The 22,629-nt window shown below is 69.8% G+C and carries 24 protein-coding genes; 8 read left to right on the forward strand and 16 right to left on the reverse strand.

The features are described from left to right. Positions 1–13 precede the first annotated feature (13 nt). The 3 genes from AC1PLR_RS05555 to AC1PLR_RS05565 form a co-directional block, all read right to left on the reverse strand. The gene (locus tag AC1PLR_RS05555) at positions 14–886 is read right to left on the reverse strand and encodes an SPFH domain-containing protein (RefSeq protein ID WP_026143690.1); all 873 of its coding nucleotides are present in this window, start codon (positions 884–886) and stop codon (positions 14–16) included. A 344-nt stretch (positions 887–1,230) separates the two neighbouring features. Then, entirely contained in the window at positions 1,231–1,857 is a 627-nt protein-coding gene (locus AC1PLR_RS05560; protein WP_481102924.1) for a DapH/DapD/GlmU-related protein, read from the reverse strand. Next, positions 1,847–2,998 (reverse strand): aromatic ring-hydroxylating oxygenase subunit alpha, encoded by a 1,152-nt coding sequence (locus AC1PLR_RS05565; RefSeq protein WP_481102925.1) that lies wholly within the window; start codon positions 2,996–2,998, stop codon positions 1,847–1,849. The genes AC1PLR_RS05560 and AC1PLR_RS05565 overlap by 11 nt, the downstream gene beginning before the upstream one ends. Positions 2,999–3,192: 194 nt before the next feature. On the opposite strand from AC1PLR_RS05565, the gene purT reads away from it, so the two are divergent. Continuing rightward, positions 3,193–4,380: a formate-dependent phosphoribosylglycinamide formyltransferase gene (purT, locus tag AC1PLR_RS05570; protein WP_481102926.1), complete on the forward strand. Its 1,188-nt coding sequence runs from the start codon at positions 3,193–3,195 to the stop codon at positions 4,378–4,380. 78 nt (positions 4,381–4,458) lie between these two features. Here the strand turns inward: purT and AC1PLR_RS05575 are convergent, their stop codons facing one another. From AC1PLR_RS05575 to AC1PLR_RS05605, 7 genes are all read right to left on the reverse strand, one after another. Then, positions 4,459–5,094 carry a hypothetical protein gene (locus AC1PLR_RS05575; RefSeq protein ID WP_481102927.1) on the reverse strand — a complete coding sequence of 212 codons (636 nt, stop codon included), beginning with the start codon at positions 5,092–5,094 and terminating at the stop codon, positions 4,459–4,461. Then, entirely contained in the window at positions 5,091–5,732 is a 642-nt protein-coding gene (locus AC1PLR_RS05580) for a hypothetical protein (RefSeq protein ID WP_481102928.1), read from the reverse strand. The genes AC1PLR_RS05575 and AC1PLR_RS05580 overlap by 4 nt, the downstream gene beginning before the upstream one ends. 7 nt (positions 5,733–5,739) lie before the next feature. Next, complete coding sequence (locus AC1PLR_RS05585; RefSeq protein WP_481102929.1) at positions 5,740–6,495, reverse strand: PhnD/SsuA/transferrin family substrate-binding protein; 756 nt, start codon at positions 6,493–6,495, stop codon at positions 5,740–5,742. Beyond that, on the reverse strand, positions 6,492–6,992 hold the full coding sequence (locus AC1PLR_RS05590) for a PAS domain-containing protein (RefSeq protein WP_481102930.1): 501 nt from the start codon (positions 6,990–6,992) through the stop codon (positions 6,492–6,494). Before AC1PLR_RS05590 ends, AC1PLR_RS05585 begins: the two co-directional genes overlap by 4 nt. 9 nt (positions 6,993–7,001) lie before the next feature. Beyond that, a complete protein-coding gene (locus AC1PLR_RS05595) occupies positions 7,002–7,364 on the reverse strand; it encodes a roadblock/LC7 domain-containing protein (protein ID WP_481102931.1) in 363 nt (120 codons plus the stop codon). 229 nt (positions 7,365–7,593) lie between these two features. Continuing rightward, the gene (locus AC1PLR_RS05600) at positions 7,594–8,826 is read right to left on the reverse strand and encodes an endonuclease/exonuclease/phosphatase family protein (protein WP_481102932.1); all 1,233 of its coding nucleotides are present in this window, start codon (positions 8,824–8,826) and stop codon (positions 7,594–7,596) included. Positions 8,827–8,917: 91 nt separating this feature from the next. Further along, complete coding sequence (locus AC1PLR_RS05605) at positions 8,918–9,745, reverse strand: arginyltransferase (RefSeq protein ID WP_481103533.1); 828 nt, start codon at positions 9,743–9,745, stop codon at positions 8,918–8,920. Positions 9,746–9,877: 132 nt separating this feature from the next. Between AC1PLR_RS05605 and AC1PLR_RS05610 the strand changes: the two genes are divergently transcribed. Beyond that, entirely contained in the window at positions 9,878–10,501 is a 624-nt protein-coding gene (locus tag AC1PLR_RS05610; protein WP_481100109.1) for an EF-hand domain-containing protein, read from the forward strand. A gap of 204 nt (positions 10,502–10,705) precedes the next feature. On the opposite strand, the gene AC1PLR_RS05615 is transcribed toward AC1PLR_RS05610, so the two are convergent. From AC1PLR_RS05615 to AC1PLR_RS05625, 3 genes are all read right to left on the reverse strand, one after another. Beyond that, positions 10,706–11,227: a putative signal transducing protein gene (locus AC1PLR_RS05615; RefSeq protein ID WP_010341177.1), complete on the reverse strand. Its 522-nt coding sequence runs from the start codon at positions 11,225–11,227 to the stop codon at positions 10,706–10,708. Between the two features lie 10 nt (positions 11,228–11,237). Continuing rightward, a complete protein-coding gene (gene tesB / locus AC1PLR_RS05620) occupies positions 11,238–12,146 on the reverse strand; it encodes an acyl-CoA thioesterase II (RefSeq protein ID WP_010341175.1) in 909 nt (302 codons plus the stop codon). Between the two features lie 71 nt (positions 12,147–12,217). Next, a complete protein-coding gene (locus AC1PLR_RS05625; RefSeq protein WP_481102933.1) occupies positions 12,218–12,997 on the reverse strand; it encodes an enoyl-CoA hydratase/isomerase family protein in 780 nt (259 codons plus the stop codon). A 64-nt stretch (positions 12,998–13,061) separates the two neighbouring features. Between AC1PLR_RS05625 and AC1PLR_RS05630 the strand changes: the two genes are divergently transcribed. Next, positions 13,062–13,478: a copper chaperone PCu(A)C gene (locus AC1PLR_RS05630; RefSeq protein WP_481103534.1), complete on the forward strand. Its 417-nt coding sequence runs from the start codon at positions 13,062–13,064 to the stop codon at positions 13,476–13,478. A 234-nt stretch (positions 13,479–13,712) separates the two neighbouring features. Here AC1PLR_RS05630 and AC1PLR_RS05635 read toward each other — a convergent pair whose 3' ends face one another. After that, positions 13,713–14,120 (reverse strand): acyl-CoA thioesterase, encoded by a 408-nt coding sequence (locus tag AC1PLR_RS05635; protein WP_420009161.1) that lies wholly within the window; start codon positions 14,118–14,120, stop codon positions 13,713–13,715. After that, positions 14,120–17,116 carry an excinuclease ABC subunit UvrA gene (gene uvrA / locus AC1PLR_RS05640; protein WP_481102934.1) on the reverse strand — a complete coding sequence of 999 codons (2,997 nt, stop codon included), beginning with the start codon at positions 17,114–17,116 and terminating at the stop codon, positions 14,120–14,122. Before uvrA ends, AC1PLR_RS05635 begins: the two co-directional genes overlap by 1 nt. A gap of 296 nt (positions 17,117–17,412) precedes the next feature. Here uvrA and rplU point away from each other — a divergent pair, with 296 nt between their 5' ends. The 3 genes from rplU to cgtA all read left to right on the forward strand — a co-directional run bounded on the left by rplU (position 17,413) and on the right by cgtA (position 19,328). Beyond that, the gene (gene rplU, locus AC1PLR_RS05645) at positions 17,413–17,733 is read left to right on the forward strand and encodes a 50S ribosomal protein L21 (RefSeq protein WP_010341170.1); all 321 of its coding nucleotides are present in this window, start codon (positions 17,413–17,415) and stop codon (positions 17,731–17,733) included. A gap of 12 nt (positions 17,734–17,745) precedes the next feature. Further along, a complete protein-coding gene (gene rpmA, locus AC1PLR_RS05650) occupies positions 17,746–18,006 on the forward strand; it encodes a 50S ribosomal protein L27 (protein WP_010341169.1) in 261 nt (86 codons plus the stop codon). A gap of 266 nt (positions 18,007–18,272) precedes the next feature. Further along, positions 18,273–19,328: an Obg family GTPase CgtA gene (cgtA, locus tag AC1PLR_RS05655; RefSeq protein ID WP_420009163.1), complete on the forward strand. Its 1,056-nt coding sequence runs from the start codon at positions 18,273–18,275 to the stop codon at positions 19,326–19,328. A gap of 121 nt (positions 19,329–19,449) precedes the next feature. On the opposite strand, the gene rpsT is transcribed toward cgtA, so the two are convergent. Further along, positions 19,450–19,722 carry a 30S ribosomal protein S20 gene (gene rpsT / locus AC1PLR_RS05660; RefSeq protein WP_010341167.1) on the reverse strand — a complete coding sequence of 91 codons (273 nt, stop codon included), beginning with the start codon at positions 19,720–19,722 and terminating at the stop codon, positions 19,450–19,452. A 116-nt stretch (positions 19,723–19,838) separates the two neighbouring features. Here rpsT and murJ point away from each other — a divergent pair, with 116 nt between their 5' ends. Both murJ and AC1PLR_RS05670 read left to right on the forward strand, forming a co-directional pair. After that, positions 19,839–21,431: a murein biosynthesis integral membrane protein MurJ gene (gene murJ, locus AC1PLR_RS05665; RefSeq protein WP_481103535.1), complete on the forward strand. Its 1,593-nt coding sequence runs from the start codon at positions 19,839–19,841 to the stop codon at positions 21,429–21,431. 196 nt (positions 21,432–21,627) lie between these two features. After that, the gene (locus AC1PLR_RS05670; RefSeq protein ID WP_481102935.1) at positions 21,628–22,626 is read left to right on the forward strand and encodes a bifunctional riboflavin kinase/FAD synthetase; all 999 of its coding nucleotides are present in this window, start codon (positions 21,628–21,630) and stop codon (positions 22,624–22,626) included. Positions 22,627–22,629: the final 3 nt, after the last annotated feature.

Raw genomic sequence — 22,629 nt, forward strand, 5'->3', positions numbered from 1 at the left:
GGACATCGACACCTCAGTACAGCGAGCCGGCGTTGACGATCGGCTGGGTGCCGCGGTCCGAGCACAGCACGGTCAGCAGGTTGCTGACCATGTGCGCCTTGCGCTCCTCGTCCAGCTCGACCACGCCGTTCTTCTGCAGTTCGGCCAGGGCCATCTCCACCATGCCCACCGCGCCGGCGACGATGCGGGTGCGCGCGGCGATCACCGCGTTGGCCTGCTGCCGCTGCAGCATCGCCTGGGCGATTTCCGGGGCGTAGGCGAGGTGGCTGATACGCGCCTCGATCACGTCCACGCCGGCCTGGGTCAGGCGTTCGTCGAGGTGGCGCTTGAGCTGCTCGCTGATCTCGTTGGGATGGCTGCGCAGCGAGATCTGCCCGTCCTCGTGCTGGTCGTAGGGATAGCTGGTGGCCATCGCGCGCAGCGCCGCCTCGGACTGGATGTGCACGAAGCTCTCGTAGTCGTCGACGTTGTAGACCGCTTCGGAGGCATCCATCACCTGCCACACGATCACCGCGGCGATCTCGATCGGGCTGCCGTCCAGTTCGTTGACCTTGAGCCGGCCGCTCTCGAAGTTGCGCACGCGCTGGCTGACCTTGCGCTTGCTGAAGAAGGGGTTGTTCCAGCGCAGGCCCGGGTCCTTGACCGTGCCGACGTAGCGGCCGAACAGGCTCAGCACCGCGGCCTGGTTCGGTTCCAGCGCGTACAGACCGACCACCAGGAACAGCGCGACGGTCAGCACCGGGATCGCGACCAGCAGGGTCCACGGCATCGCCGACGGCTGCAGCACGCCGGTGGCAATGATCGCGCCGGCGCCGGCCACGAACACCAGGACCAGGCCCACGATCATCGGAATGCCGGGCAGGGAGGAACGGGGCTGCTCTTTCATGGTGGACGTCCTTGGGTGGTTGGACGAAACGATATCAAATTGATATCAGATTGCAACGAGGCCGGGAATTGGGAATCGGGAATGGGGAATCGTGGGAGCGGGTTCATGGGGGCGGGCGGGTCTAGGGGAGCCGGCTACCCGCCTGCGTGCGGCATCCGCTTTCGAGGATCGGGAAGGTGCTGAAGTCGCGCGGTATGCAGAGGCGGGCAGCCCGGTTGTCGACTTGGCGGGCGTCGGCGGTGTGCATCCATCGGCCGCGTGCTGTCACGCCGGGGGCAGCAGACCCAGCGCTTTTACGATTCCCCAATCCCGATTCCCGATTCCCGGCCTCCGCAAGGCGGCCTTCACCCGCCGAGGATCAACACCGGCGAGCAGAAACCGCTGAGGTGATGGGTGCCGGTGGCGATGTCGCTGCGATAGCGGCCGGGGATGTCGATCTGGCAGCGTTTGCCGATGCGCACGCCGGGGCCGATGTCCACCTGTCGGCCGAGTGTGGCCTGGGCGCCGATCTGCGCTTCGGCGCCGAGCGTCGCGCCGGCCTCGATCCACGCCGAGGCGCCGACCTTGACCGCCGATTCCAGCACCGCCGCCGCGCCGATCCAGGCATTGAAACCGATGTCGCAGTGCGCATCGACGATGGCGCCAGCGCCGATCGCGCAGTTCTCGCCGACGCGCGCGCTCGCCGCCACCTGCGCGCCGCGGCAAATCAGCGGCGGCATCTTGAAGCCGCGTGCCTTCAGTTCGCCCATCAGTTCCTGGCGGCGGAAGTTCAGGAACTGCGGGCCCCAGGCGACGAAGGCGGTGGCGCCGGTGTCGGCCAGTGCGTGCAGGGCATCGAGGTCGAAGCGGTAGTCCTTGCCTTGTGCCACGTCCAGCGGATGCAGCACGCAGTCCGGCGCCGCCTCGGCCCAGGCCGCCAGCGCCCAGCGCAGCAGCGCACCGCTGCCGACCACGTATTTCTCAGAGGACATGGCGGCCTTCCATGACGTCCATGTACCAGCGTTCGATCTGCATGTTGGCGTGCTCGTAGTCGCCCAGCACCGCGCGTGGGGCGCCGGCGCGCAGTCCAGACTGCACCTGTTCCATGATCTCGATGTCCTCGCGCAGCACCTTCTCGGCGCCGTGCAGGTGCCCCAGCAGCACCGCGTCGGAACCCGGGTAGCGCTGCTTCTTGCGTGCGGTGACGTAGTAGACCAGCAGGTCGGTGCGCTGCGCCGACACCGGTTGATGGTGCTCGATGATGAAGGAATAGCCGCCCGAGCCCGAGGCGATGTGCAGGTTCGGGTACAGCAGCCAGTTCAGATACCAGTCGTCGTTGCCGAAACGCTCGACGTGCGCATGCCAGGGGTAGTGCGCCATCGCCAGCAGCGGTTCGTTGAGGCCGCCGCTGCTGAATTCGCGCAGGCGCGCCAGATGCGCCTCGCGCGAGGCGCTGCCCTCGGCGTAGTAGCGGCGCGCCTCGGCGACGCCGGCATCGTCCATCTGCACCTGGAACTTCACCTGCTGCGCCAGCGTGCGCGCGTGCACGAAGCGCGGGTGCAGCGCATCGCGCAGGTTCTCGTAGGCCAGCTTCCAGTTGAAGTTGGCCTGGAAGGTCGCCACCAGCACTTCGTCGTCGAACTGCTCTGAGGCGGCGCGCAGCATCTCCAGCGCCTCCAGCGAGAACTGCGTTTCCAGCGGCATCGGCGCGGGCGACAGGTTCACGAACACCAGCTTGCCGATGCAGGCCACCGCGAAGCGGCGCAGCCGCAGGCAGGCGCGTGCCTCCGGTGACAGGCGGTAGGCATCGTCCTGGAAGGGGATGTTGTCCACGCTGCCGTCGGCGCCGTAGCGCCAGCCGTGGTAGCTGCAGACCAGCGGGCGCACGCCCTGCGGTTGCTGTTGCAGCGGGTTCTGCCGGTGCAGGCACAGGTTGTCGAAGGCGCGCAGTTCGCCGTCGATGTTCTGCACCACCACGTCCACCCCGCACACCGAGCGGCGGACGAAGGCATTGGGCTTGTCCAGCAGCATGCGCGGGGCCACGAACTGCCACAGCGGCTTCATCAGGAGCTCGCGTTCGCGCGCGAACCAGGCCTCGTCGATGTAGGCCTCGGCCGGCATCAACGAGTGCATGGGCGCTCCCCGGTGGTGCGGCAGGGCGTGCCGAGGCGGTTTCCGGCGCTGCGTGCGTGCATGGCGACATCCCCAGTGACGCCGCAGAAGATAGCACCTCGCTGCGCGCCGGCGATGGCGTAGCCGGCCCCGCGCCGGCACGGGGCGCCGGCCCGTTAGAATACGGTCCCCCTCTTCGCGCAGGCGCCGCCGTCATGGTCACTCTGGGAACCCCGCTGTCCGCTTCCGCCACCCGCGTGCTGCTGCTCGGCTCCGGCGAACTCGGCAAGGAAGTGGCGATCGAACTGCAGCGCTTCGGCGTGGAGGTGATCGCGGTGGACCGTTATGCCGATGCGCCGGCGATGCAGGTCGCGCACCGCAGCCACGTGGTCGACATGCTCGATGCGATGGCGCTGCGCGAGCTGATCGCGCGCGAACAGCCGCACCTGATCGTGCCGGAGATCGAGGCGATCCATACCGAAACGCTGGTGGCGCTGGAGCGCGACCTGGGCCAGCGGGTGATTCCGACCGCGCGTGCGGCGCGGCTGACCATGGACCGTGAAGGCATCCGCCGCCTGGCCGCCGAGACCCTGGGCCTGCCGACCTCGCCGTACCGCTTCGTGGACACGCCCGAGCAGTACCGCGAGGCGATCGCCGCGGTCGGCCTGCCGTGCGTGGTCAAGCCGGTGATGTCGTCCTCCGGCAAGGGCCAGAGCACCCTGCGCAGCGCCGCCGACATCGATGCGGCCTGGGAGTACGCGCAGACCGGTGGCCGCGCCGGCGCCGGCCGCTGCATCGTCGAAGGCTTCATCGACTTCGAGTACGAAATCACCCTGCTGACCGTGCGCCACGCCGGCGGCACCGCGTTCTGCAATCCGATCGGGCACTGGCAGAAGGATGGCGACTACCGTGAGAGCTGGCAGCCGCAGCCGATGTCGGCGCTGGCGCTGCAGCGCGCGCAGGACATCGCCCGCGCGGTCACCGACGATCTCGGCGGCTGGGGCCTGTTCGGCGTGGAGCTGTTCGTCAAGGGCGACGAGGTCTGGTTCAGCGAAGTGTCGCCGCGGCCGCACGACACCGGCCTGGTCACCCTGGTGTCGCAGGAACTGAGCGAGTTCGCCCTGCATGCACGCGCGATCCTCGGCCTGCCGATTCCGGCGATCCGCCAGAACGGCCCGTCGGCCTCGTGCGCGCTGCTGGCGCACGGCGAAGGCGTGCCGCGCTTCGGTAACGTCGATGCCGCCCTGCAGGCCCCGGACACCGCCCTGCGCCTGTTCGGCAAGCCCAGCGTGCACGGCCACCGCCGCGTCGGCGTGACCCTGGCCCGCGGCGCAAGCATCGACGAAGCGCGGCAAACCGCTCGCGACGCCGCGGCCGCCCTCACCATCGATCTAGACGCATAAAACGGCGAGCGCTCGGAAAGCGGGGCCAAAGGGAACCCGCTTTCCCATTCCCCACTCCCGATTCCCCATTTCCGGCTCTCAAGCCGGCGGCGCAAACCGTGCCGCCGCCAGCCGGATGCTCCACACCAGTTCCACCATCGCCAGATTGTTGAGCAGGGCCTCGCCGCCCAGCACCAGCCAATAGCCGGCGCCGTCGACCCAGAACGGTACGAACGACCAGTCCGGCAACAGCAACTGCGGCTCGCTGTAGAACGCCACGTAGCGGTGCGCGCCATGCCAGCCGCGCGCGCTCTGGCGCTGGGCGAAGCCGGAAAAGTCGGCGGCGGCCACGCTCAGCGTCTCGGCCTGTTCCTGGTCCAGGCCGGCATGGCCCAGGCAGAAGCCGCTGTCGGAGGCCAGCACCGCGCGGCGTTCGGCGGACAGCGGGGCGATCACGTGCTGGGCGAAATCGTCCAGGCGGATTTCCGGCCCCGGTACCGCGCGCCGCAGCAACTGCACCCATTGCTGTTCGCGCGCCTCCTGCAGCAGCCGCTGCGCGTCGCCGCCCACGCGCTGTCGCCATTCCTGCAGCGACAACGCACCGTGCGCACCGAGCAGCAATTGCAGCGCGCGCTGCATGCGGTCGGGGGTGGCGCTGGCAAAGCCGTGCAGCACGCCGTGCGGGGTCGGCATCAGCCAGGTCGGTTCGGAGCTGGTCGGTTCGTGGGTCGTCATTGCGGCGCACTCGCGCTGGAAAAGGACAGGGCGTCGACGCTGCGGCCGCCCAGCGGCTCGCGTTGCTGCAGCCAGCGTGCGGTGCGGTCCCAGCGGTCGCCCAGGGCCAGCGCGTGGCGGCGCAGTTCGCGGGTGGCAAGCATGAAGGCGAGCTTGTCCTGGCAACTGATGCAGTAGTCCAGGAACTCGCGCTCGCAGCGCGCCGCGGCGATCGGCGCGCCATCGCACAGCGCGTCCACCACTTCGCGCACCATCCGCCGCGAATGATCCGGGCTGGCCCGGCGCACCCGCGCCGGCACGTCGGCCGACGGCCGCGCCAGCACGCTCCAGCGCGTGGCCAAGGCGTTGATCGGCAGCAGCGCGTGGCCCTGGCTGTGGCGCTGGAAGGCCTCGGCCACGTGCGGCGGCAGATGCGTCGCGGCCATCTGCAGCGCCAACTGGCGCAAGGCGATGTCGTGGCGTGGCAGCGCCACGAACAGGTCGGCGAGCACGCCCTGGGTCGGTTCGTTGTCGTGCAACTGCAGCGCCGCGTGCAGCCGCGCCAGGTGCGCGGCGGCGTCGCGCGGGTCGCGCAGCAATGCGCGGGCATGGGTGCGCATCACCAGGCGTGCGGGATCGCGAGCGGGAGTCGTGGCCATGGGCGCCTCAGTCCAGCAGGGTGTCGATCAGGTCGATCATGAATTCGGCGTCCTCCGTGGCCATCGCCTCGAAGCCCTGCTCCAGGCCCAGCGCGTCCAGCACCGCCTGGTCGTCGCGGTGCGCGGCATCGCCGAGCGCGAGCAGGGTGTCGCGCAGCACTGGCAGTTGCGGGCCCAGGCGCGGATGCGCCAGCAGCACGTGGCCGATGTCGCACAGCGCGCTTTCCACCAGCGGGCGCAGCCGCGCGCGAGTCAGCCGCGACAGGCCGTGGTAGGCGGTGGCCAGGAACAGGCCGGCGTCGGCTTCGCCCTCCAGCAGCAATCGCGCCACCGCGGCGTAGCTGCTGGCCGGGCGCCAGGCGATGCGTTCCGGCTCCAGGTCGGCCGGTTCCAGCAGGCGCAGGCCGATCAGGCGCACGTCGTGGTTGGCGGTCAGCGCGATGCGGCAGCCGTAGGACAGGTCTTCCACGCAACGCGCCGGCGCCTCGGCCGCGGTCGCGATCACCACCTCATCGGCGCGGCCGCGCGGCCGCACCAGCGGCAGGTAGCCGCGGTCGCGGATCAAGGCGCTGGCGTCGAACGGGCTGGCGTACACCAGGTCGACGACGCTGTCGTCCAGCAATTGCCGCTGTTCGGCGGCATCAGCCGGCATCAGCAGGCGCAGGCCGATGCCGGCGCGGCGCTGCAGCACCGTGCTGAGCAGGTACCAGCCGCCGAAGTATTCGGGCGCGAAGTCCGGCGCGACCAGGAACGTGCAGCTCATGCCGGCGTCTCCGCCTGTTCGTCCTGCAGCCATTGCGCGTACAACGACTGCAGCGCCTCGATGCGCCGCCGCGAGGGCTTGCGCCGCACCGAGGTGAAGCCGACCACGCGGCCGTCGCGCACGTTCGGCAACGCGGTGGCATAGACCCAATAGCAGGCGCCGTCGCGGCGCAGGTTCTTGACGTAGCCGTGCCACTTCTCGCCGGCCAGCACGGTGTCCCACAGTTCGCGGAATGCGCGCCGCGGCATCTCCGGGTGGCGCAGGATGCAGTGCGGCGCGCCGATCAGCGTCTCGCGCGGCCAGCCGCTGAGTTCGACGAAGGCGTCGTTGGCGTGGGTGATGACGCCGTCCAGGTCGGTGCGCGAGACGATCAGGCGTCCATCGGGGTAGGCGACCTCGCGCTCGCTCCAGTACACGGTGCGGCGGCTGCCATCGTGATAGCGCAGCTCGGCGCTGCGGTGCGGCTCGTGCGGCGGATCCATCGGCGGCAGCGGCATGGCGGCGCCCTACAGGATCTGCTGCAGCGCCTGCGCGACGCGCTTGATGTCCAGGAACACCAGGCCCAGCCTGGCGCTGGGCTTGGCCAGCACGGTGAGCACCGCCTCGCGGCCGGCCGCGCTCATGATCACGTAGCCGAGTTCGCCCTGGATCAGCACCCGCTCCAGCGTGCCGCGCGCCAGCTCGCGCGCGCTGCGTTCGCCCAGCGCGAGCAGCGCCGCCGACATCGCGCCGACCCGGTCCTCGTCCATGCCCTGCGGCATCGCCGAGGCGATCATCAGCCCGTCCAGGGAGATCAGCGCCGAGGCCTCGATGTCGGCGGTGGCGCCGTTGAGGCCCTCCAGCGCCTGTTGCAACTGTTGCGTTCGCATGCTCGCCTTCCGCTTGCGCATCCCGACCGGGTGCGGGAGGCATTGGACCGCGTCGGCGCGGGTTTGCCCTTGATCTGGATCAAGGCCGATGGCGGTGCTTGGCGCGGCAGGCGGTCCCCGGGGGTACGCGGGCCATGGTCTGCCAGAAACAACGCGGCGGCCCATGGGGCCGCCGCTGCTGTGCTGCGCGGGCCGCGTCGCGACCTGCGCGGTGTTCTCTCGCCTGCGTTTACGGTCCCGCGGCGACGTCGACCCAGACCAGATGGTGGTCACTGCCGTCGGCGATGGCGGCAGCGGGATCGCTGGACGCCGGCCAGAACACGCCGCTGTCCAGGTAGCGGAAGCTGCGCGACGGCAGCACGTAGTCCAGGCGCATGGTGCCGGCCTTGGGCCCGAAATCGCCGGTGACCTGCTGCGGCGGGCCGCGGTGCGCGACGCCGTTGGCCGCGTAGGCGCGCGTGGTCTCTTCGCCGCCGGCGCTGTGCGGGGTGGGGTATTGCAGCACGCGCGGATGCGTCACCAGTGCACGGATCGCATCGTGGCGGCCTTCGCCGTCGATCACGTCGTTGTTGAGGTCGCCGAGCATCACGAACTGCGCATCGGCGGCGAGTCCGCCGCAGCGGCCGGCGTCGTCGCACAGCCAGCGCGCCGTGCCGCGGCCGGCATCGTCCAGGTATTCGCGCCACAGCCGCAGCTCGTCGTGGTTGCGCGCCGCGTTGCGCTTCTCCGCGCCGTCGAACACCGGCGGGGTCGGATGCGCCACCAGCGCATGCAGCACGCCCAGCGGGGTGCGCACCGGCACGTCCCAATGCGATTTCGACGACAGCCGCAGCTGCGCCCACACCGCGTCGCTGTAGAAGAAGCGGCCGGTGGCCGGATCGACCGGACGCAGCGCCCCGGGCATCGCGCTCCACTTGAACAGGCGGAAGCTGCGCACCGCGGCGGTGTCGACCGGGTACCTGGACAGCAGCAGCATGCCGTACTGGCCGGGATGCAGGCCGTAGCCCCAGGCATCGTTGCCGCGCGCGCGGCCTTCGCCGCCGATGTGCCCGTCGTTGTCCAGGTCCAGGCCGCTGGGCACGCCGGTGTTGACCGGCGCCAGGTAACGATACGGATAGCGCAGCGCCGCGCCGCCGTGCGGCTGCGGCACCGCCAGGTAGCGTTGTTCGAACAGATCGGCGGCGCGGTGCGCGTCGTCGTAGTCGAACTCGTTGAGCAGCACCAAGTCCGGGCGCACCTGCTGCAGCACCGCGGCGATCTTGCGCGCCTGCGCGCTGTCGCCCTGCAGCGCGGCGATCAAACCGCCGGGTTCGTCGGCATTGAGCGAGGTGTTGTAGGTGGCCAGCCGCAGCGTCGTGGCGGCTGGCGCGGCAGCGTCGGTCATCGTGGAGGAGGTGGGAGCGGTGTGCGCGCAGGCGCCGCACAGCAGGGTCAGGGCGAGCAGGAGGAGGCGTGATGTCATGCGCCCAGTTTCGCATGCGCTGCATGTCGGCACGATGGCGCAAGCGCTCGCGGCGGCACCGGCTGGGCCGCGCTGCGCCAGCGGCCGTCGGCTAGCCGCCGAGCTGGCGCAGGTAGTCGTCGAAGTCGCGCCAGTGGCGGCCGTCGTAGGCTTGCAGCGGCCGGAAGCGGCGCTTGTAGTCCATCTTCTGGTGGCCGCGGATCCAGTAGCCCAGGTACAGGTGGCGCAGGCCCTCGCGTCGCGCCCAGGCGATCTGCTGCAGGATCGCCAGCGTTCCCAGGCCGCGTGCGCCGGCGTCCGGGTCGTAGAAGGTGTAGACCGCCGACAGCGCCTGTTCGGCGATGTCGGTGACCGCCACCGCCAGCAGCGGCCCACGTCGGCCGTCCGGCAGGCGTTGCCGCAGTTCCAGAAAGCGCCCATGCGACCAGCGGCCGATCAGGAACTGGTCGAACTCGTGCGCGCCGTGATCGTCCATGCCGCCGCCGGGATGGCGATGGCGCAGGTAACGTTGATACAGCGCCAGTTGTTCCTCGCTGCGCTCGGCGGCGACGATGCGCACCTCGATATCGGCATTGCGCGCCAGGCAGCGGCGCTGGCTGCGATCGGGCACGAAGTCCTCGATCGGAATGCGCACCGCCACGCAGGCGCGGCAGTGGTCGCAGTGCGGGCGGTAGACCAGGTCGCCGGAACGGCGGAAGCCCCAGCTCAACGCCAGCGGATACAGCGCGCCCAGGCGCGGATCGTGCGGGTCCAGCACCAGGTCGCGCGCCTGCCGCTCGGGCCAGTAGCCGCACGCGTGCTGGCCGGTCTGGAACAGCCGCAGGTCGTCGCTGGCGTCGGAGTGGATGGCCATGCGCCGAGCATAGCGCTTCGCCATCGCAGGGGCCGCGACTGTCCGCACCATGAATACGCCCGGCAGCCGGTCAACCGTGGCGGCGACGGGGCGTTGTCTGCAGGGAAGGCGCCACGGCGCCGGCCCGATGCACGGGCCGCCCGCGGCGCCGGACGCCTGCCGTCCCGGCAGGTTCCCATCATCCTCAGGGAGTGACCCATGAAGTCTCGCAAACCGCTGCTTGCCCTGGCCGTGCTGGCCGTGCTGTCCGGCGCCGCCTACGCCGTTACTCCGCCGCCGGCCGATCCCGCCGCGCCCGCCGATGCCGGCGGCATCGCCGCGCTCGACAAGAACGGCGACGGCGTCATCGACCGCAGCGAGGCCGCCGCCGATCCGCGCCTGGCCGAGCATTTCGACGCGCTGGACAAGAACCACGACGGCAAGCTCAGCCGCGACGAGTGGCCGCGTCACGGCCGCCATGGTGGCCGTGGCGGCCCGGGTGGCCCGGGCGACCACGGCGTGCCCGGCGCGATGATGGCCAAGCTGGACACCAACAAGGACGGCCGCATCAGTCGCGCCGAAGCGCAGGCCGATCCCAAGCTCGCCGCGCGCTTCGACAAGATGGACGTGAACAAGGACGGCTACATCGACCGCGCCGACTTCGAGCTGCGCGCCAAGCAGCATCGCGATGCCTGGTTCGCCGCCGCCGACACCAACAAGGACGGCATGCTCAGCCGCGCCGAGTTCGATGCGGCGCAGGCCAAGCGCTGGGCGCATCGTCCGGACGGCCCGCGTGGTGGCGACGCACCGCCGCCGCCGATGCCGGCTCCGGACAGCAACTGAGCCATCCGCCGCGGCGATGGCCGCGGCGTCTCTGCACCAAGGCGCCGATCGACAGCGCCCCTGCGCCCCTGGCACAGGGGCGTTTTTTTGTGTGGGAGGAACCTGCTGTCTCGCGTCGCGCCGTCATGCACGGGAGGCGATCATCGGCTGGCTGTCACCAGCATGGGCGACAGCGCGCAGGCGTCGCCTTGCGCTCGGCGCGGCTCAGTTGCCGCGCGGTGCCGGCTGCACGCGCACGCGCACTTCGTCGCTGCCGGTGTCCTGTGCCGGCGGCCTGGCCGGCTGCGTCGCGGCGGGGTGCGCCGGTGCGGCGGTGGGCGCGCGGTTGTCGCGATGGCGCAACACCGTGATCAGCGCCACCGCGCCGATCGCCAGCAGCAGGGCGATGCGGATGCGCCAGGCCCAGCGCTTGCCGGCGTCCGGCGCCACCTGCGAGCGGAACTCGTTCAGATAGGGTGCGCGGCCTTGTTCCGGGTCGCGGCGGGTACTGTCGAGCAGGCCGGCGTCGCGCAGCAGTTCGCGCGCGCGCGGCTGGTCGTTGGCATGCACCACCCACACCGTGGGCTGCGCCTGCGCCGCCACCGGATCGAGATAGCTGAACTGGCCGCTGCGGCGGGTCCGGTAGGAGCGGCCATTGCTCAGCCGCACCTCGATGCCGGCATCGCGCAGCAGGGCGGCCACGCCTTCGGCGGTTTCCACGCGTTGGCTGCTGAAGATCTGGCGCATGTCCGTGTCCTCAGCGCTTTGCCGGAACCTGCGCCGCGGCGTCGGCGTCAGGGACCACGCGGATCAGACCTTCCTGTGCGGTGCTCGCCACCAGGGTCCCGTCGCGGGTGAAGAACTGCCCGCGCGCCAGGCCGCGCGCACCCTGCGCGCTGGGGCTGTCCAGCGAGTACAGCAGCCAGTCGTCGGCGCGGAACGGACGGTGGAACCACAGTGCGTGGTCGAGCGAAGCCATCTGCACGTTCGGCGTGTAGTAGCTGATGCCGTGCGGGAAGGTGGCGGTGCCGAGCAGATGGAAGTCCGAGGCGTAGGCGAGCAGCGCCTGGTGCAGTTCCGGCGCATCGCCGACCGGCTCGCTCAGGCGCAGCCACATCTGCTGGAACGGCGGGCGCTTGGGCGGATTCAGTTCGTCGCGCGGATACACGTGGCGGAACTCGAACGGGCCGCCGCGCGAGAGCCAGCGCTGCACCTTGGTCGGCAGCGTCGCCAGCACTTCCGGGCGCGCCGCCGGAGTCGGCTCGATGTCTTCCGGCTGCGGCACTTCCGGCATCTTCAACTGGTGCGTGGCGCCGTCCTCCTGTTCCTGGAACGAGGCCGCGCAGAAGAAGATCACCTTGCCGTGCTGGATCGCGGTGACCCGGCGCACCGAGAAGCTGCCGCCGTCGCGGGTGCGGTCCACGTCGTAGACGATGGGATGCTCGATGTCGCCGGCGCGCAGGAAGTAGGCGTGCAGCGAATGCACGCGGCGCGCGTTCTCCACCGTGGCCTGCGCCGCCGACAGCGCCTGGCCCAGCACCTGGCCGCCGAACACGTACTTGGTGCCGATGTCGCGGCTCTGGCCGCGGAACAGGTTGTCCTCCAGCCGCTCCAGCGACAGCAGCTCGATCAGTTCGGAGACGACGGGGGCGGGCTTGGCGGACAAGAGGCGGGGCCTGGCGACGGACGTGGGCCGATTATAGCGGGCCGTCCGCGCGTGCCCGCCTGCCGCCGCGCTCAGCCCTTGCCGAGCCGCGCCGCCAGCGCGCGCAGCGCGGCCTGGGTGTCCGGCGCCTGCCAGTCGTCGATCAACCGCTCCAGGCCGATGTGCTCGTCGGCCAGCGCCGCGCGCAGGTCGGCGCGGGCGATGGCCCGGGTCTGCAGCATCGGCTGTCGCGGCCGCTTCAGCAGGTCCAGCAGCCAGGCCAGCGCGCGCGCCACCACCAGGTCGGCATCGACCAGTTCGTCGACCAGGCCGATCTCCAGCGCACGCTCGGCGCTGACCAGGTCGCCGCCGACCAGCAGGCGCTCGGCGCGCTGCGCGCCGACCACCCGCCGCAGCAGGCGCTGGATGCCTTCCGGCGCGACCAGGCCGACCTGGGTCTCGTTGAGCCCGATGGTGACCGGGCGCGCCGGCTCGGGGCTGCGCGCCATCACCCGGTAGTCGCAGCACAGCGCCAGCACGCAGCCGCCGGCCGGGGCGTGGCCGGTCAGCGCCGCCACCACCGGCATCGGGCTGGCGGCCAGCGCGCGCGCCGCGCCGAAGAATTGCTGCCAACTGGCGAGCAGCTTGGCGCGGTCGTCGCCGTGGCCGAGCAGGTGCGGCACGTCCATGCCGGCGGAGAACAGCCGCTCGTTGCCCGACAGCACCAGGCCATGCGCGCCGTCGGCACCGGCCTGCTCGATGGCCTGGATCAGCTGCCGGCACAGGTCGGTGTCCAGCGCATTGACCGGCGGCCGCGCCAGGCGCAGTTCGCGGACGGGGCCGTGGTTGATCACGTCGATGAGCGTCGTCATGCTGCGGTCTGCTTTCGAAGAAGGAACCGCGGCGATGATAACCAAACCATTCGCTGGCGTATTGATGGTGCTGTGCACGGTCGCCACCGTGGCGTCGGCCGCGCAGCCGGCCTGCGTCACCCTGGAGCAGGGCTGGGTGCGGTTGCCGCCGAATCCGGCGATGCCGATGACCGCCGGCTACGGCGTGCTGCACAACGGCTGCGGCAAGCCGGTCACGGTCACCGGCGCCAGCAGCCCCCGCTTCGGCGATGTGTCGCTGCACGAGACCACGCTCGTCGCCGGCGTCAGCCGGATGCGCGCGGTCGAGCGCGTGCCGCTGGCCCCCGGCGCTCGCGTGGAACTCAAGCCCGGCGGCATGCACCTGATGCTGATGCAGGGCACGGGTGCGCTGACCGAAGGCCAGGCCGTGCCGCTGCAGTTGCAACTGGAAGATGGCCGCAAGGTCGATGCGACGCTGGCCGTGCGCAAGCAGGCGATGTAAGGGGGAGTTCCTTGGTACCTCGTAGGAGCGGCTTCAGCCGCGACAGGCATTCACTGCAACCGCGTCGCGGCTGAAGCCGCTCCTACAAGGGCTGCGGCTGCAAAAATCGGGCTATTAGAGGTGCCTGCAGGTGCTTGACTAGGTACGCGCCGCGCCGGCGAACTCAAGCGCGAATGCCGCCGGTGCTGCGATGGTTTGCCTTGCGCCGGGCGGTGCCCGGCGCAAGCGCAGGCGTCAGCTCGTCGCCTTGCGTACGGCCTCCGGCAGCGGCGCGCTCTTGCCGGTCTGGGTGTCCATCCACACCACCACCACGTTGCCGTCGGAGTACAGCTTGCTCTCGTCCTGCTGGTCGACGATGCGGTGGCCGATGGTCACGCTGCTGGTGCCCAGGCGCTCGACGAACAGTTCGACCAGGATGTCGTTGGGCCACACGATCGGCGCGCGATAGTTGACGTTGGTCGCCGCCACTACCGGGGCGATGCGGTCGCTCATCGACACGCCTTCCACGCCCAGCATCCAGCGCACGCGCGCCTCTTCCAGGTAGGAGATGTACTTGGCGTTGTTGACGTGGCCCATGCTGTCCATGTCGCGCCAGCGCACGCTGATCGGGATGCGCGCCAGGATCTTGTGTTCGCTGCTCATCAAACGTCCTTCTTCTTCTTGCTGGTACTGGTGGCGCTCTTGCTGGCCTTGCCGCTCTTGGCGGCCACTGCCTGCTTCTTCGCCGGCTTTTCCGGCTTGGCCTTGCGCGGCGGGCGCGCGTCGGGCTTGTTGGCCATCGCCGCCGGCTGCTCCGGGCGCGCGCTGGTGGAGGGCAGCATCCGCGCCAGGAACTGGCCGGTGTACGACTGCGGGCAGGCCGCCACGTCTTCCGGCGTGCCGGTGACCAGGATGGTGCCGCCGCGGTGGCCGCCTTCCGGGCCGAGGTCGACGATCCAGTCCGCGGTCTTGATCACGTCCAGGTTGTGTTCGATCACCACCACGGTGTTGCCCTCGTCGCGCAGCTTGTGCAGCACGCCCAGCAGCGCCTCGATGTCGTGGAAGTGCAGGCCGGTGGTCGGCTCGTCGAGGATGTACAGGGTGCGGCCGGTATCGCGTCGCGACAGCTCCTTGGACAGCTTCACGCGCTGCGCCTCGCCGCCGGACAGGGTGGTCGCACTCTGCCCGAGCTTGATGTAGCTCAGGCCCACGTCGACCAGGGTCTCCAGCTTGCGCGCGATCGACGGCACCGGCTCGAACAGCTTCAGCGCATCCTCGACGGTCATCTCCAGCACGTCGTTGATGTTGAAGCCCTTGTACAGGATCTCCAGCGTCTCGCGGTTGTAGCGCTTGCCGTGGCAGACGTCGCAGGGCACGTACACGTCCGGCAGGAAGTGCATCTCCACCTTGATCAGGCCGTCGCCCTGGCAGGCCTCGCAGCGGCCGCCGCGCACGTTGAAGCTGAAGCGGCCCGGCGAGTAGCCGCGCGAGCGCGCTTCCGGCACCTGCGCGAACAGTTCGCGCAGCGGCGTGAACAGGCCGGTGTAGGTGGCCGGGTTGGAGCGCGGGGTGCGGCCGATCGGCGACTGGTCGATGTCCACGACCTTGTCGAACAGGTCCAGGTGCTCGATCTCGCGGTACGGCGCCACGCTGTGCGAGGCACCGTTGATCTCGTTCGCCGCCAGGGTGAACAAGGTGTCGTTGATCAGGGTCGACTTGCCCGAGCCGGACACGCCGGTGATGCAGGTCAGCAGGCCGGCCGGGATGTCCAGGTCGACGTTCTTGAGGTTGTTGCCGGTGGCCCCGCGCAGGTGCAGGGTCATCTTCGGATTGGCCTTGTGGCGCTTGGCCGGGATCTCGATGCGGCGCTTGCCCGACAGGTATTGCCCGGTCAGCGAGCGCGGCGCCTTCAGCAGGTCCTGCACGCTGCCCTGGCCGACCACCTCGCCGCCGTGCACGCCGGCGCCCGGGCCGATGTCCAGCACGTAGTCGGCCAGGCGGATCGCATCCTCGTCGTGCTCGACCACGATCACCGTGTTGCCGAGGTCGCGCAGGCGGGTGAGGGTGCCGAGCAGGCGTTCGTTGTCGCGCTGGTGCAGGCCGATCGAGGGCTCGTCGAGCACGTACATCACCCCGACCAGGCCGGCGCCGATCTGGCTGGCCAGGCGGATGCGCTGCGCCTCGCCGCCGGACAGGGTGTCGGCCTTGCGCTCGAGGGTGAGGTAATCCAGGCCGACGTCGACCAGGAAGCCCAGCCGCTCGGCGATCTCCTTGACGATCTTGCTGGCGATCTCGCCGCGCCAGCCGGGCAGGTCGAGCTGGCGGAAGAAGCTCAGCGCGTCGTCGATCGGCAGCACCACCAGGTCCGGCAGCGGGCGGTCGGCGACGAACACGTTGCGCGCGGCCTTGTTCAGGCGCGCGCCCTTGCAGTCCGGGCACGGCCGTTCGCTGATGTACTTGGCCAGTTCCTCGCGCACCGCCGGCGATTCGGTCTCGCGGTAGCGGCGCTCCAGGTTGGGGATGATGCCTTCGAAGCGATGCTTGCGCTGGGTGCGGCCGCCGGCATCGGTGAAGTAGGTGAAGGTGATGGTCTCGTCGCCGCTGCCGTACAGCACGGCCTGGCGCACGCTCGCCGGCAGCGACTGCCAGGGCGCGTCGACATCGAACTTGTAGTGCTTGGCCAGCGAGGCGATCAACTGGAAGTAATACGCGTTGCGCCGGTCCCAGCCGCGCACCGCGCCGGCCGACAGCGACAGCTCCGGATGCACCACCACCCGCTCCGGATCGAAGAACTCGGCCACGCCCAGGCCGTCGCAGCTCGGGCAGGCGCCCATCGGCGCGTTGAACGAGAACAGGCGCGGTTCCAGTTCCGGCAGCGAGTAGTCGCAGACCGGGCAGCTGTACTTGGAGGAGAACAGGTGCGGCGCGGCCGCGGTGTCGTCCAGCGACTGCACCGAGACCATGCCGTCGGCCAGCTTCAGCGCGGTCTCGAAGCTCTCGGCCAGGCGCTGCTTGATGTCCTCGCGCGGACGGAAGCGGTCGATCACCGCCTCGATGGTGTGCTTCTGGCGCAGCGCCAGCGCCGGCACCGCGTCGATCTCGTACAGCTCGCCGTCCACGCGCACGCGCACGAAGCCCTGCGCGCGCAGTTGCTCGAACACCTGCGCATGCTCGCCCTTGCGCTCGCGGATCACCGGCGCCAGCAGCATGTAGCGCTGCTCCGGGTCCAGGGTCAGCACCTGGTCGACCATCTGGCTGACCGTCTGCGCCTCCAGCGGATAGCCGTGGTCGGGGCAGCGCGGCTGGCCCACGCGTGCGTACAGCAGGCGCAGGTAGTCGTAGATCTCGGTGATGGTGCCGACGGTCGAGCGCGGGTTGTGCGAGGTCGACTTCTGTTCGATCGCGATCGCCGGCGACAGGCCTTCGATGTGATCGATGTCGGGCTTCTCCATCACGCTGAGGAACTGCCGCGCGTACGCCGACAGCGACTCCACGTAGCGGCGCTGGCCTTCGGCGTAGATGGTGTCGAACGCCAGCGAGGACTTGCCGGACCCGGACAGGCCGGTGATCACGATCAGCTTGTCGCGCGGCAGGTCGAGGTCGAGGTTCTTGAGGTTGTGCGTCCGCGCGCCGCGGATGCGGATGTAATCCATCGCCATGAAGAGATTCCGGAATGTGCCGGCCGTGGCGGTGCCGCTGGCCAGTGTGGGGGCGGAAAGGGGACGGCAATCGATCAGCGTACCCAGCTTGTCAGGTGGGGGCAATTGCCGCAGATCCCAGCGCCGCCGGGCGCCGGCGGCTGGCTGGTTCAGGCAGCCGCGCCAGGTCGCGGGGCTTGACAGTCCGGGTCTGGGTGGGCTTGACCCTGTCGCGTGCGGCGGCTTACAATCCCGCTCCTGTCTGCCCGAAACGGCACGACGGGAACGACCACAATAACTACAGAGGAAGTCTGGTCATGTACGCAGTACTGGTCACCGGCGGTAAGCAATACCGCGTCGCGCAGGGCGAAACGCTCCGCGTGGAAAAGCTCGAAGTCGAAGCCGGCAACGAGATCACGTTCGACAACATCCTGATGCTGGGCGATAGCGACGGCATCAAGATCGGCGACGCGCTGAAGGGCGCCGCCGTCACCGCCAAGGTCGTGGCCCACGGCCGCGCCGACAAGGTGCGCATCATCAAGTTCCGCCGCCGCAAGCACCACATGAAGCGTCAGGGTCATCGGCAGCACTACACCGAAATCGAGATCACCGGCATCGCCGGTGGCGACAAGAAGTAAGGAGCAGCAGTCATGGCACACAAAAAAGGCGTAGGTTCCTCGCGCAACGGCCGCGACTCCAACCCGAAGTACCTGGGCGTGAAGATGTTCGGCGGTCAGGCCATCGAAGCCGGCAACATCATCGTGCGTCAGCGCGGCACCCAGTTCCACCCGGGCGCCGGCGTCGGCCTGGGCCGCGACCACACCCTGTTCGCGCTGGTCGACGGCAAGGTCGAGTTCTCGGTGAAGGGCGCCAAGAAGCGCCGCACCGTGAGCGTGGTCACCGAGGCGTAAGTCGCCGGTGTCCAGGGCCTGCGCCGTGGCGCAGGCTTGCTGACGAAAGCCCCGCTTCGGCGGGGTTTTTGTTTTGCGGCTGGGAATGGGGAGTGGGGAATCGGGAATGGCAAAGGCGCCTCCCGTGAACTCGCCCTGTCCTGGTTGCGTCAGGCAATGCAGTGATGGATTTTGCCGATCTGTGGCTGCGACATAGAATCGTCGCCGCGGCGGTGGCTCGCTTTTTCCATTCCCGATTCACCATTCCCCATTCCCGGTTGTTATCCATGAAACTCGTAGACGAAGCGGAAATCCAGGTCACGGCCGGCAATGGCGGCAATGGCTGCATCGGCTTTCGCCGCGAGAAGTTCATCCCGCTGGGTGGGCCCGATGGTGGCGACGGCGGCAACGGCGGCAGCGTGTGGCTGGTCGCCGACGAGAATCTCAACACCCTGGTCGACTTCCGCCACCAGCGCGCGTTCCGTGCGCAGCGCGGCGAGAACGGCATGGGCCGGCAGATGTACGGCAAGGCCGGCGAGGATCTGACCATCACCGTGCCGGTCGGCACCGTGGTGATCAACGTCGAGACCGACGAGGTCATCGGCGATCTGGTCGCGCACGGCGACCGCCTGCTGGTCGCGCAGGGCGGCAAGGGCGGCCTGGGCAACATGCACTTCAAGAGCTCGGTGACGCGCGCGCCGCGCAAGGCGACGCCGGGCGAGGAGGGCGAGCAGCGCACGCTCAAGCTGGAGCTGAAGCTGCTGGCCGACGTCGGCCTGCTCGGCTTCCCCAATGCCGGCAAGAGCACCTTCATCCGGGCGGTGTCCGCGGCCACGCCGAAGGTCGCCGACTATCCGTTCACCACGCTGTATCCGAACCTGGGCGTGGTCAGTGTCGAGGCCTACCGCAGCTTCGTGATCGCCGACATTCCCGGGCTGATCGAGGGTGCCGCCGACGGTGCCGGCCTCGGTGCGCAGTTTCTGCGCCACCTGCAGCGCACCCGCCTGCTGCTGCACCTGGTGGATCTGGCGCCCATGGAAGGCGGCGTGGACGGCGTGTCGCCGACCGAGCAGGTGCGGGCGATCGAGCGCGAGTTGCAGAAGCACGATCCGGAGCTGCTGGCCAAGCCGCGCTGGCTGGTGCTGAACAAGGCCGACCTGATGTTCGAGGACGAGGCGCGGGCGCTGGCCGAACAGGTCGTCGCCGAGCTGGGCTGGACCCAGCCCTGGTACCTGGTCTCGGCGCTGGGCCGCGAAGGCACCTGGCCGATCATGAAGGATGTGATGGCGTTCTTCGATCGTCAGCGCGAGGACGCGCTGGATGCGGCCGCCGATGCCTCCTGAGTCCCGCGCCGTGCGACGGCGCACAGCGGGGGACGGCGCGCACACGAAAAACCCGGCCGAGGCCGGGCTTTTTCGTGGTGCTGCCGGAAGCGTGGGCGCTTCCGGCGTCGACGGCAGCCGATCAGGCGGCGGTCTTGATCGCCTTGATGCGGGCGCTCAGACGGCTCTTGTGACGGGCAGCCTTGTTCTTGTGGATCAGGCCGCGCGAGCTGAAACGGTCGAGGATCGGCTGGGCGATGGCGAAAGCGGCTTCGGCGCCGGCTGCGTCGTTGGCGTCCAGGGCCTTGATGACCTTCTTGACGGCGGTGCGCAGCATCGAACGCTGAGCCGTGTTGCGCGCGTTGCGCACGACGGTCTGCTTGGCGCGCTTCTTGGCGGACTTGATATTGGCCACGGTGGTGGTTTCCTGGAAAGCTGTGTGGTGGATAAAAACAAGCGGGAGAGTATGAAGCGTCCGAATATTCGCGTCAAGTCAATTGTCAAGAGGGCCGTCGCATGAGCCAGCCGCGCATGCTCCGCGGGCTGCTCTCCTTCAGCAGCATGACCATGGTGTCGCGCCTGCTGGGGCTGGTGCGCGACCAGGCCATCAACTATTCCTTCGGCTCGAACGCCACCAGCGATGCGTTCTGGGTGGCGTTCCGCATTCCGAACTTCCTGCGCCGGCTGTTCGCCGAAGGCTCGTTCGCCACCGCCTTCGTGCCGGTGTTCACCGAGGTGAAGGAAACCCGCCCGCACGCCGACCTGCGCGCGCTGATGTCGCGGGTGTCCGGCACCCTGGGCGGGGTGCTGCTGCTGGTCACCGCGCTGGGGCTGATCTTCACCCCGCAGATGGCGATGCTGTTCAATCCCGGCGCGATCGACAATCCGGCCAAGTTCGGGTTGATCGTCGACCTGCTGCGGCTGACCTTCCCGTTCCTGCTGTTCGTGTCGCTGACCGCGCTGGCCGGCGGTGCGCTCAACAGCTTCCACCGCTTCGGCCTGCCGGCGCTGACGCCGGTGATCCTTAACCTGTGCATGATCGCCGGCGCATTGTGGCTGGCGCCGCGGCTGCAGGTGCCGATCCTGGCGATGGGCTGGGCGGTGCTGGTGGCCGGCGTGCTGCAGTTGCTGTTCCAGTTGCCGGCCCTGCGCGGCATCGACCTGCTGACCCTGCCGCGCTGGGGCTGGCGGCATCCGGACGTGCGCCGGGTGCTGACCCTGATGGTGCCGACCCTGTTCGGCTCCTCGATCGCGCAGATCAACCTGCTGCTGGACACGGTGATTGCCTCGTTCCTGTACGCCGGCTCGCAGAGCTGGCTGTCGCAGGCCGACCGCTTCCTGGAGCTGCCGCTGGGCGTGTTCGGCGTGGCCCTGGGCACGGTGATCCTGCCGGCGCTGTCGCGGCATCACGTCAAGACCGATCGCGCGGGGTTCTCCAGCGCGCTGGACTGGGGGCTGCGCACCACCTTGCTGATCGCGGTGCCGGCGACCCTGGGCTTGATGTTGTTGAGCCAGCCGCTGGTGGCGACCCTGTTCCAGTACGGCAAGTTCACCGCCTTCGATACGCGGATGGCGGCGATGTCGGTATTCGGGCTGAGCTTCGGCCTGCCGGCGTTCGCCCTGCTCAAGGTGCTGCTGCCGGCGTTCTACTCGCGCCAGGACACGCGCACGCCGGTGCGTGCCGGCGTCGCCGCGCTGGTCGCCAACATGGCGCTGAACCTGCTGTTCCTGGCGATCCTGTACCAGTTGTGGGTGCCGGCCGAGTTGCGCGCGCAGGGCGTGCGTGCGGCGCTGGAGGCGGTGCCGGGCCTGCACCTGGCGCTGGGCCTGGCCAGCGCGGTGGCCAGCTACCTCAACCTGTCGCTGCTGTGGCGCTGGCTGCGCCGCGACCAAGTCTACCAGCCCAAGCCGGGCTGGGGCGGTTACCTGCTGCGGCTGGGCCTTGCCTGTGCGCCCATGGTTGCGGTGCTACTGCTGGGTCAGCATTGGCTGCCGGCGTTCACCGGGATGGACAAGTGGCACCGCATCGGCGGCCTGCTGCTGCTGGTCGGCGGTGGCGGCGCGGTGTACCTGCTGGCGTTGCTGGCGCTGGGGTTCCGGCCGCGGGATCTGCGCGAGCATTGAGAGGCGCCGGGAGCGGCGAGTCGGGATGCGTAGGAGCGGCTTCAGCCGCGACCTGGGGTGCCGGTGAAATCCCCCGGTCGCGGCGTAAGCCGCCCCTTCAACGGTTGGCTGCGCCCGGGCTGTGGCCCCACCCGCTATACTCGACGGTTACGCATCATCGACCGGCGCTTCCTGTGCCGGCGCTTCGGACCGAGGAATGAGCAGGCTGTTTAGAGACGTCGAGGGCGGGACCCTGTTCCCGCAGGGAAGCGTGGTCTGCATCGGCGCCTTCGATGGCCTGCACCTGGGCCACCGCGCGCTGGTGCGGCAGGCGATCGCGCGCGCGCGCGCGGCGGACGTGCCGGCGGTGGCGCTGAGCTTCGAGCCGCTGCCGCGGGAGTTCTTCGCCCCGGCCGCGCCGCCGCCGCGGCTGACCCTGGCCCGGGCCAAGGTGCAGGGCCTGCTCCAACTCGGCATCGACAGCGTCGGCCTGCTGCGCTTCGACCGGCGCATGGCCTCGATGAGCGCGGAAGACTTCGTGCAGCGCGTGCTGGTCGAGCGCCTGCGCGCGCGCGAGGTCTGGATCGGCCCGGCGTTCCGCTTCGGCCACAAGCGTGGCGGCGACATCGCGCTGCTGCGCGCGCTGGGCGCGCGGCACGGCTTCGCCGCCGACGAGATCGCGCCGGTGCACCTGCGCGAGGAGCGCATTTCCAGCACCCGCATCCGCGAGTTGCTGGTAGCGGGGGAGTTCGCCCATGCCGCCGAACTGCTCGGCCGCCCGTACGCGATCGGCGGCCGCGTGGTGCGCGGCAAGCAGCTCGGGCGCACGCTCGGCTATCCCACCGCCAACCTGCGGTTCGCCCGCACCCCGGCGCTGTCCGGCATCTACGCCACCTGGGTGCACGGGGTGGCGGCGCAGCCGTGGCCGTCGGTGTCCAGCTTCGGCACCCGCCCGACCGTGCAGGGCGTGGAGCCGCTGCTGGAAGCGCACCTGTTCGATTTCCAGGGCGACCTGTACGGTCGCCACATCGAGGTGGAGTTCGTCGCCAAGCTGCGCGACGAGGAAACCTTCGCCGATCTGCCGGCGCTGACCGCGCAGATGCACCGCGACGCCGCGCTGGCGCGGCAACTGCTCGCCGCCCCTGCGGTGGCGGGCATGCCGCCCGTGTCCGCCGCCCCGCGTGCGGACCTCCCCCTGAAGACCACCGACCGGTAACTG

Source organism: Xanthomonas sp. NCPPB 3570 (assembly GCF_056725115.1).

Bases quoted from the DNA above. Each gene is read 5' to 3' on its own strand.
- AC1PLR_RS05555 (WP_026143690.1), bottom strand. From the start codon at position 886: ATGAAAGAGCAGCCCCGTTCCTCCCTGCCCGGCATTCCGATGATCGTG.
- AC1PLR_RS05560 (WP_481102924.1), bottom strand. From the start codon at position 1,857: ATGTCCTCTGAGAAATACGTGGTCGGCAGCGGTGCGCTGCTGCGCTGG.
- AC1PLR_RS05565 (WP_481102925.1), bottom strand. From the start codon at position 2,998: ATGCACTCGTTGATGCCGGCCGAGGCCTACATCGACGAGGCCTGGTTC.
- purT (WP_481102926.1), top strand. From the start codon at position 3,193: ATGGTCACTCTGGGAACCCCGCTGTCCGCTTCCGCCACCCGCGTGCTG.
- AC1PLR_RS05575 (WP_481102927.1), bottom strand. From the start codon at position 5,094: ATGACGACCCACGAACCGACCAGCTCCGAACCGACCTGGCTGATGCCG.
- AC1PLR_RS05580 (WP_481102928.1), bottom strand. From the start codon at position 5,732: ATGGCCACGACTCCCGCTCGCGATCCCGCACGCCTGGTGATGCGCACC.
- AC1PLR_RS05585 (WP_481102929.1), bottom strand. From the start codon at position 6,495: ATGAGCTGCACGTTCCTGGTCGCGCCGGACTTCGCGCCCGAATACTTC.
- AC1PLR_RS05590 (WP_481102930.1), bottom strand. From the start codon at position 6,992: ATGCCGCTGCCGCCGATGGATCCGCCGCACGAGCCGCACCGCAGCGCC.
- AC1PLR_RS05595 (WP_481102931.1), bottom strand. From the start codon at position 7,364: ATGCGAACGCAACAGTTGCAACAGGCGCTGGAGGGCCTCAACGGCGCC.
- AC1PLR_RS05600 (WP_481102932.1), bottom strand. From the start codon at position 8,826: ATGACATCACGCCTCCTCCTGCTCGCCCTGACCCTGCTGTGCGGCGCC.
- AC1PLR_RS05610 (WP_481100109.1), top strand. From the start codon at position 9,878: ATGAAGTCTCGCAAACCGCTGCTTGCCCTGGCCGTGCTGGCCGTGCTG.
- AC1PLR_RS05615 (WP_010341177.1), bottom strand. From the start codon at position 11,227: ATGCGCCAGATCTTCAGCAGCCAACGCGTGGAAACCGCCGAAGGCGTG.
- AC1PLR_RS05625 (WP_481102933.1), bottom strand. From the start codon at position 12,997: ATGACGACGCTCATCGACGTGATCAACCACGGCCCCGTCCGCGAACTG.
- AC1PLR_RS05630 (WP_481103534.1), top strand. From the start codon at position 13,062: ATGGTGCTGTGCACGGTCGCCACCGTGGCGTCGGCCGCGCAGCCGGCC.
- AC1PLR_RS05635 (WP_420009161.1), bottom strand. From the start codon at position 14,120: ATGAGCAGCGAACACAAGATCCTGGCGCGCATCCCGATCAGCGTGCGC.
- uvrA (WP_481102934.1), bottom strand. From the start codon at position 17,116: ATGGCGATGGATTACATCCGCATCCGCGGCGCGCGGACGCACAACCTC.
- rplU (WP_010341170.1), top strand. From the start codon at position 17,413: ATGTACGCAGTACTGGTCACCGGCGGTAAGCAATACCGCGTCGCGCAG.
- rpmA (WP_010341169.1), top strand. From the start codon at position 17,746: ATGGCACACAAAAAAGGCGTAGGTTCCTCGCGCAACGGCCGCGACTCC.
- cgtA (WP_420009163.1), top strand. From the start codon at position 18,273: ATGAAACTCGTAGACGAAGCGGAAATCCAGGTCACGGCCGGCAATGGC.
- murJ (WP_481103535.1), top strand. From the start codon at position 19,839: ATGCTCCGCGGGCTGCTCTCCTTCAGCAGCATGACCATGGTGTCGCGC.
- AC1PLR_RS05670 (WP_481102935.1), top strand. From the start codon at position 21,628: ATGAGCAGGCTGTTTAGAGACGTCGAGGGCGGGACCCTGTTCCCGCAG.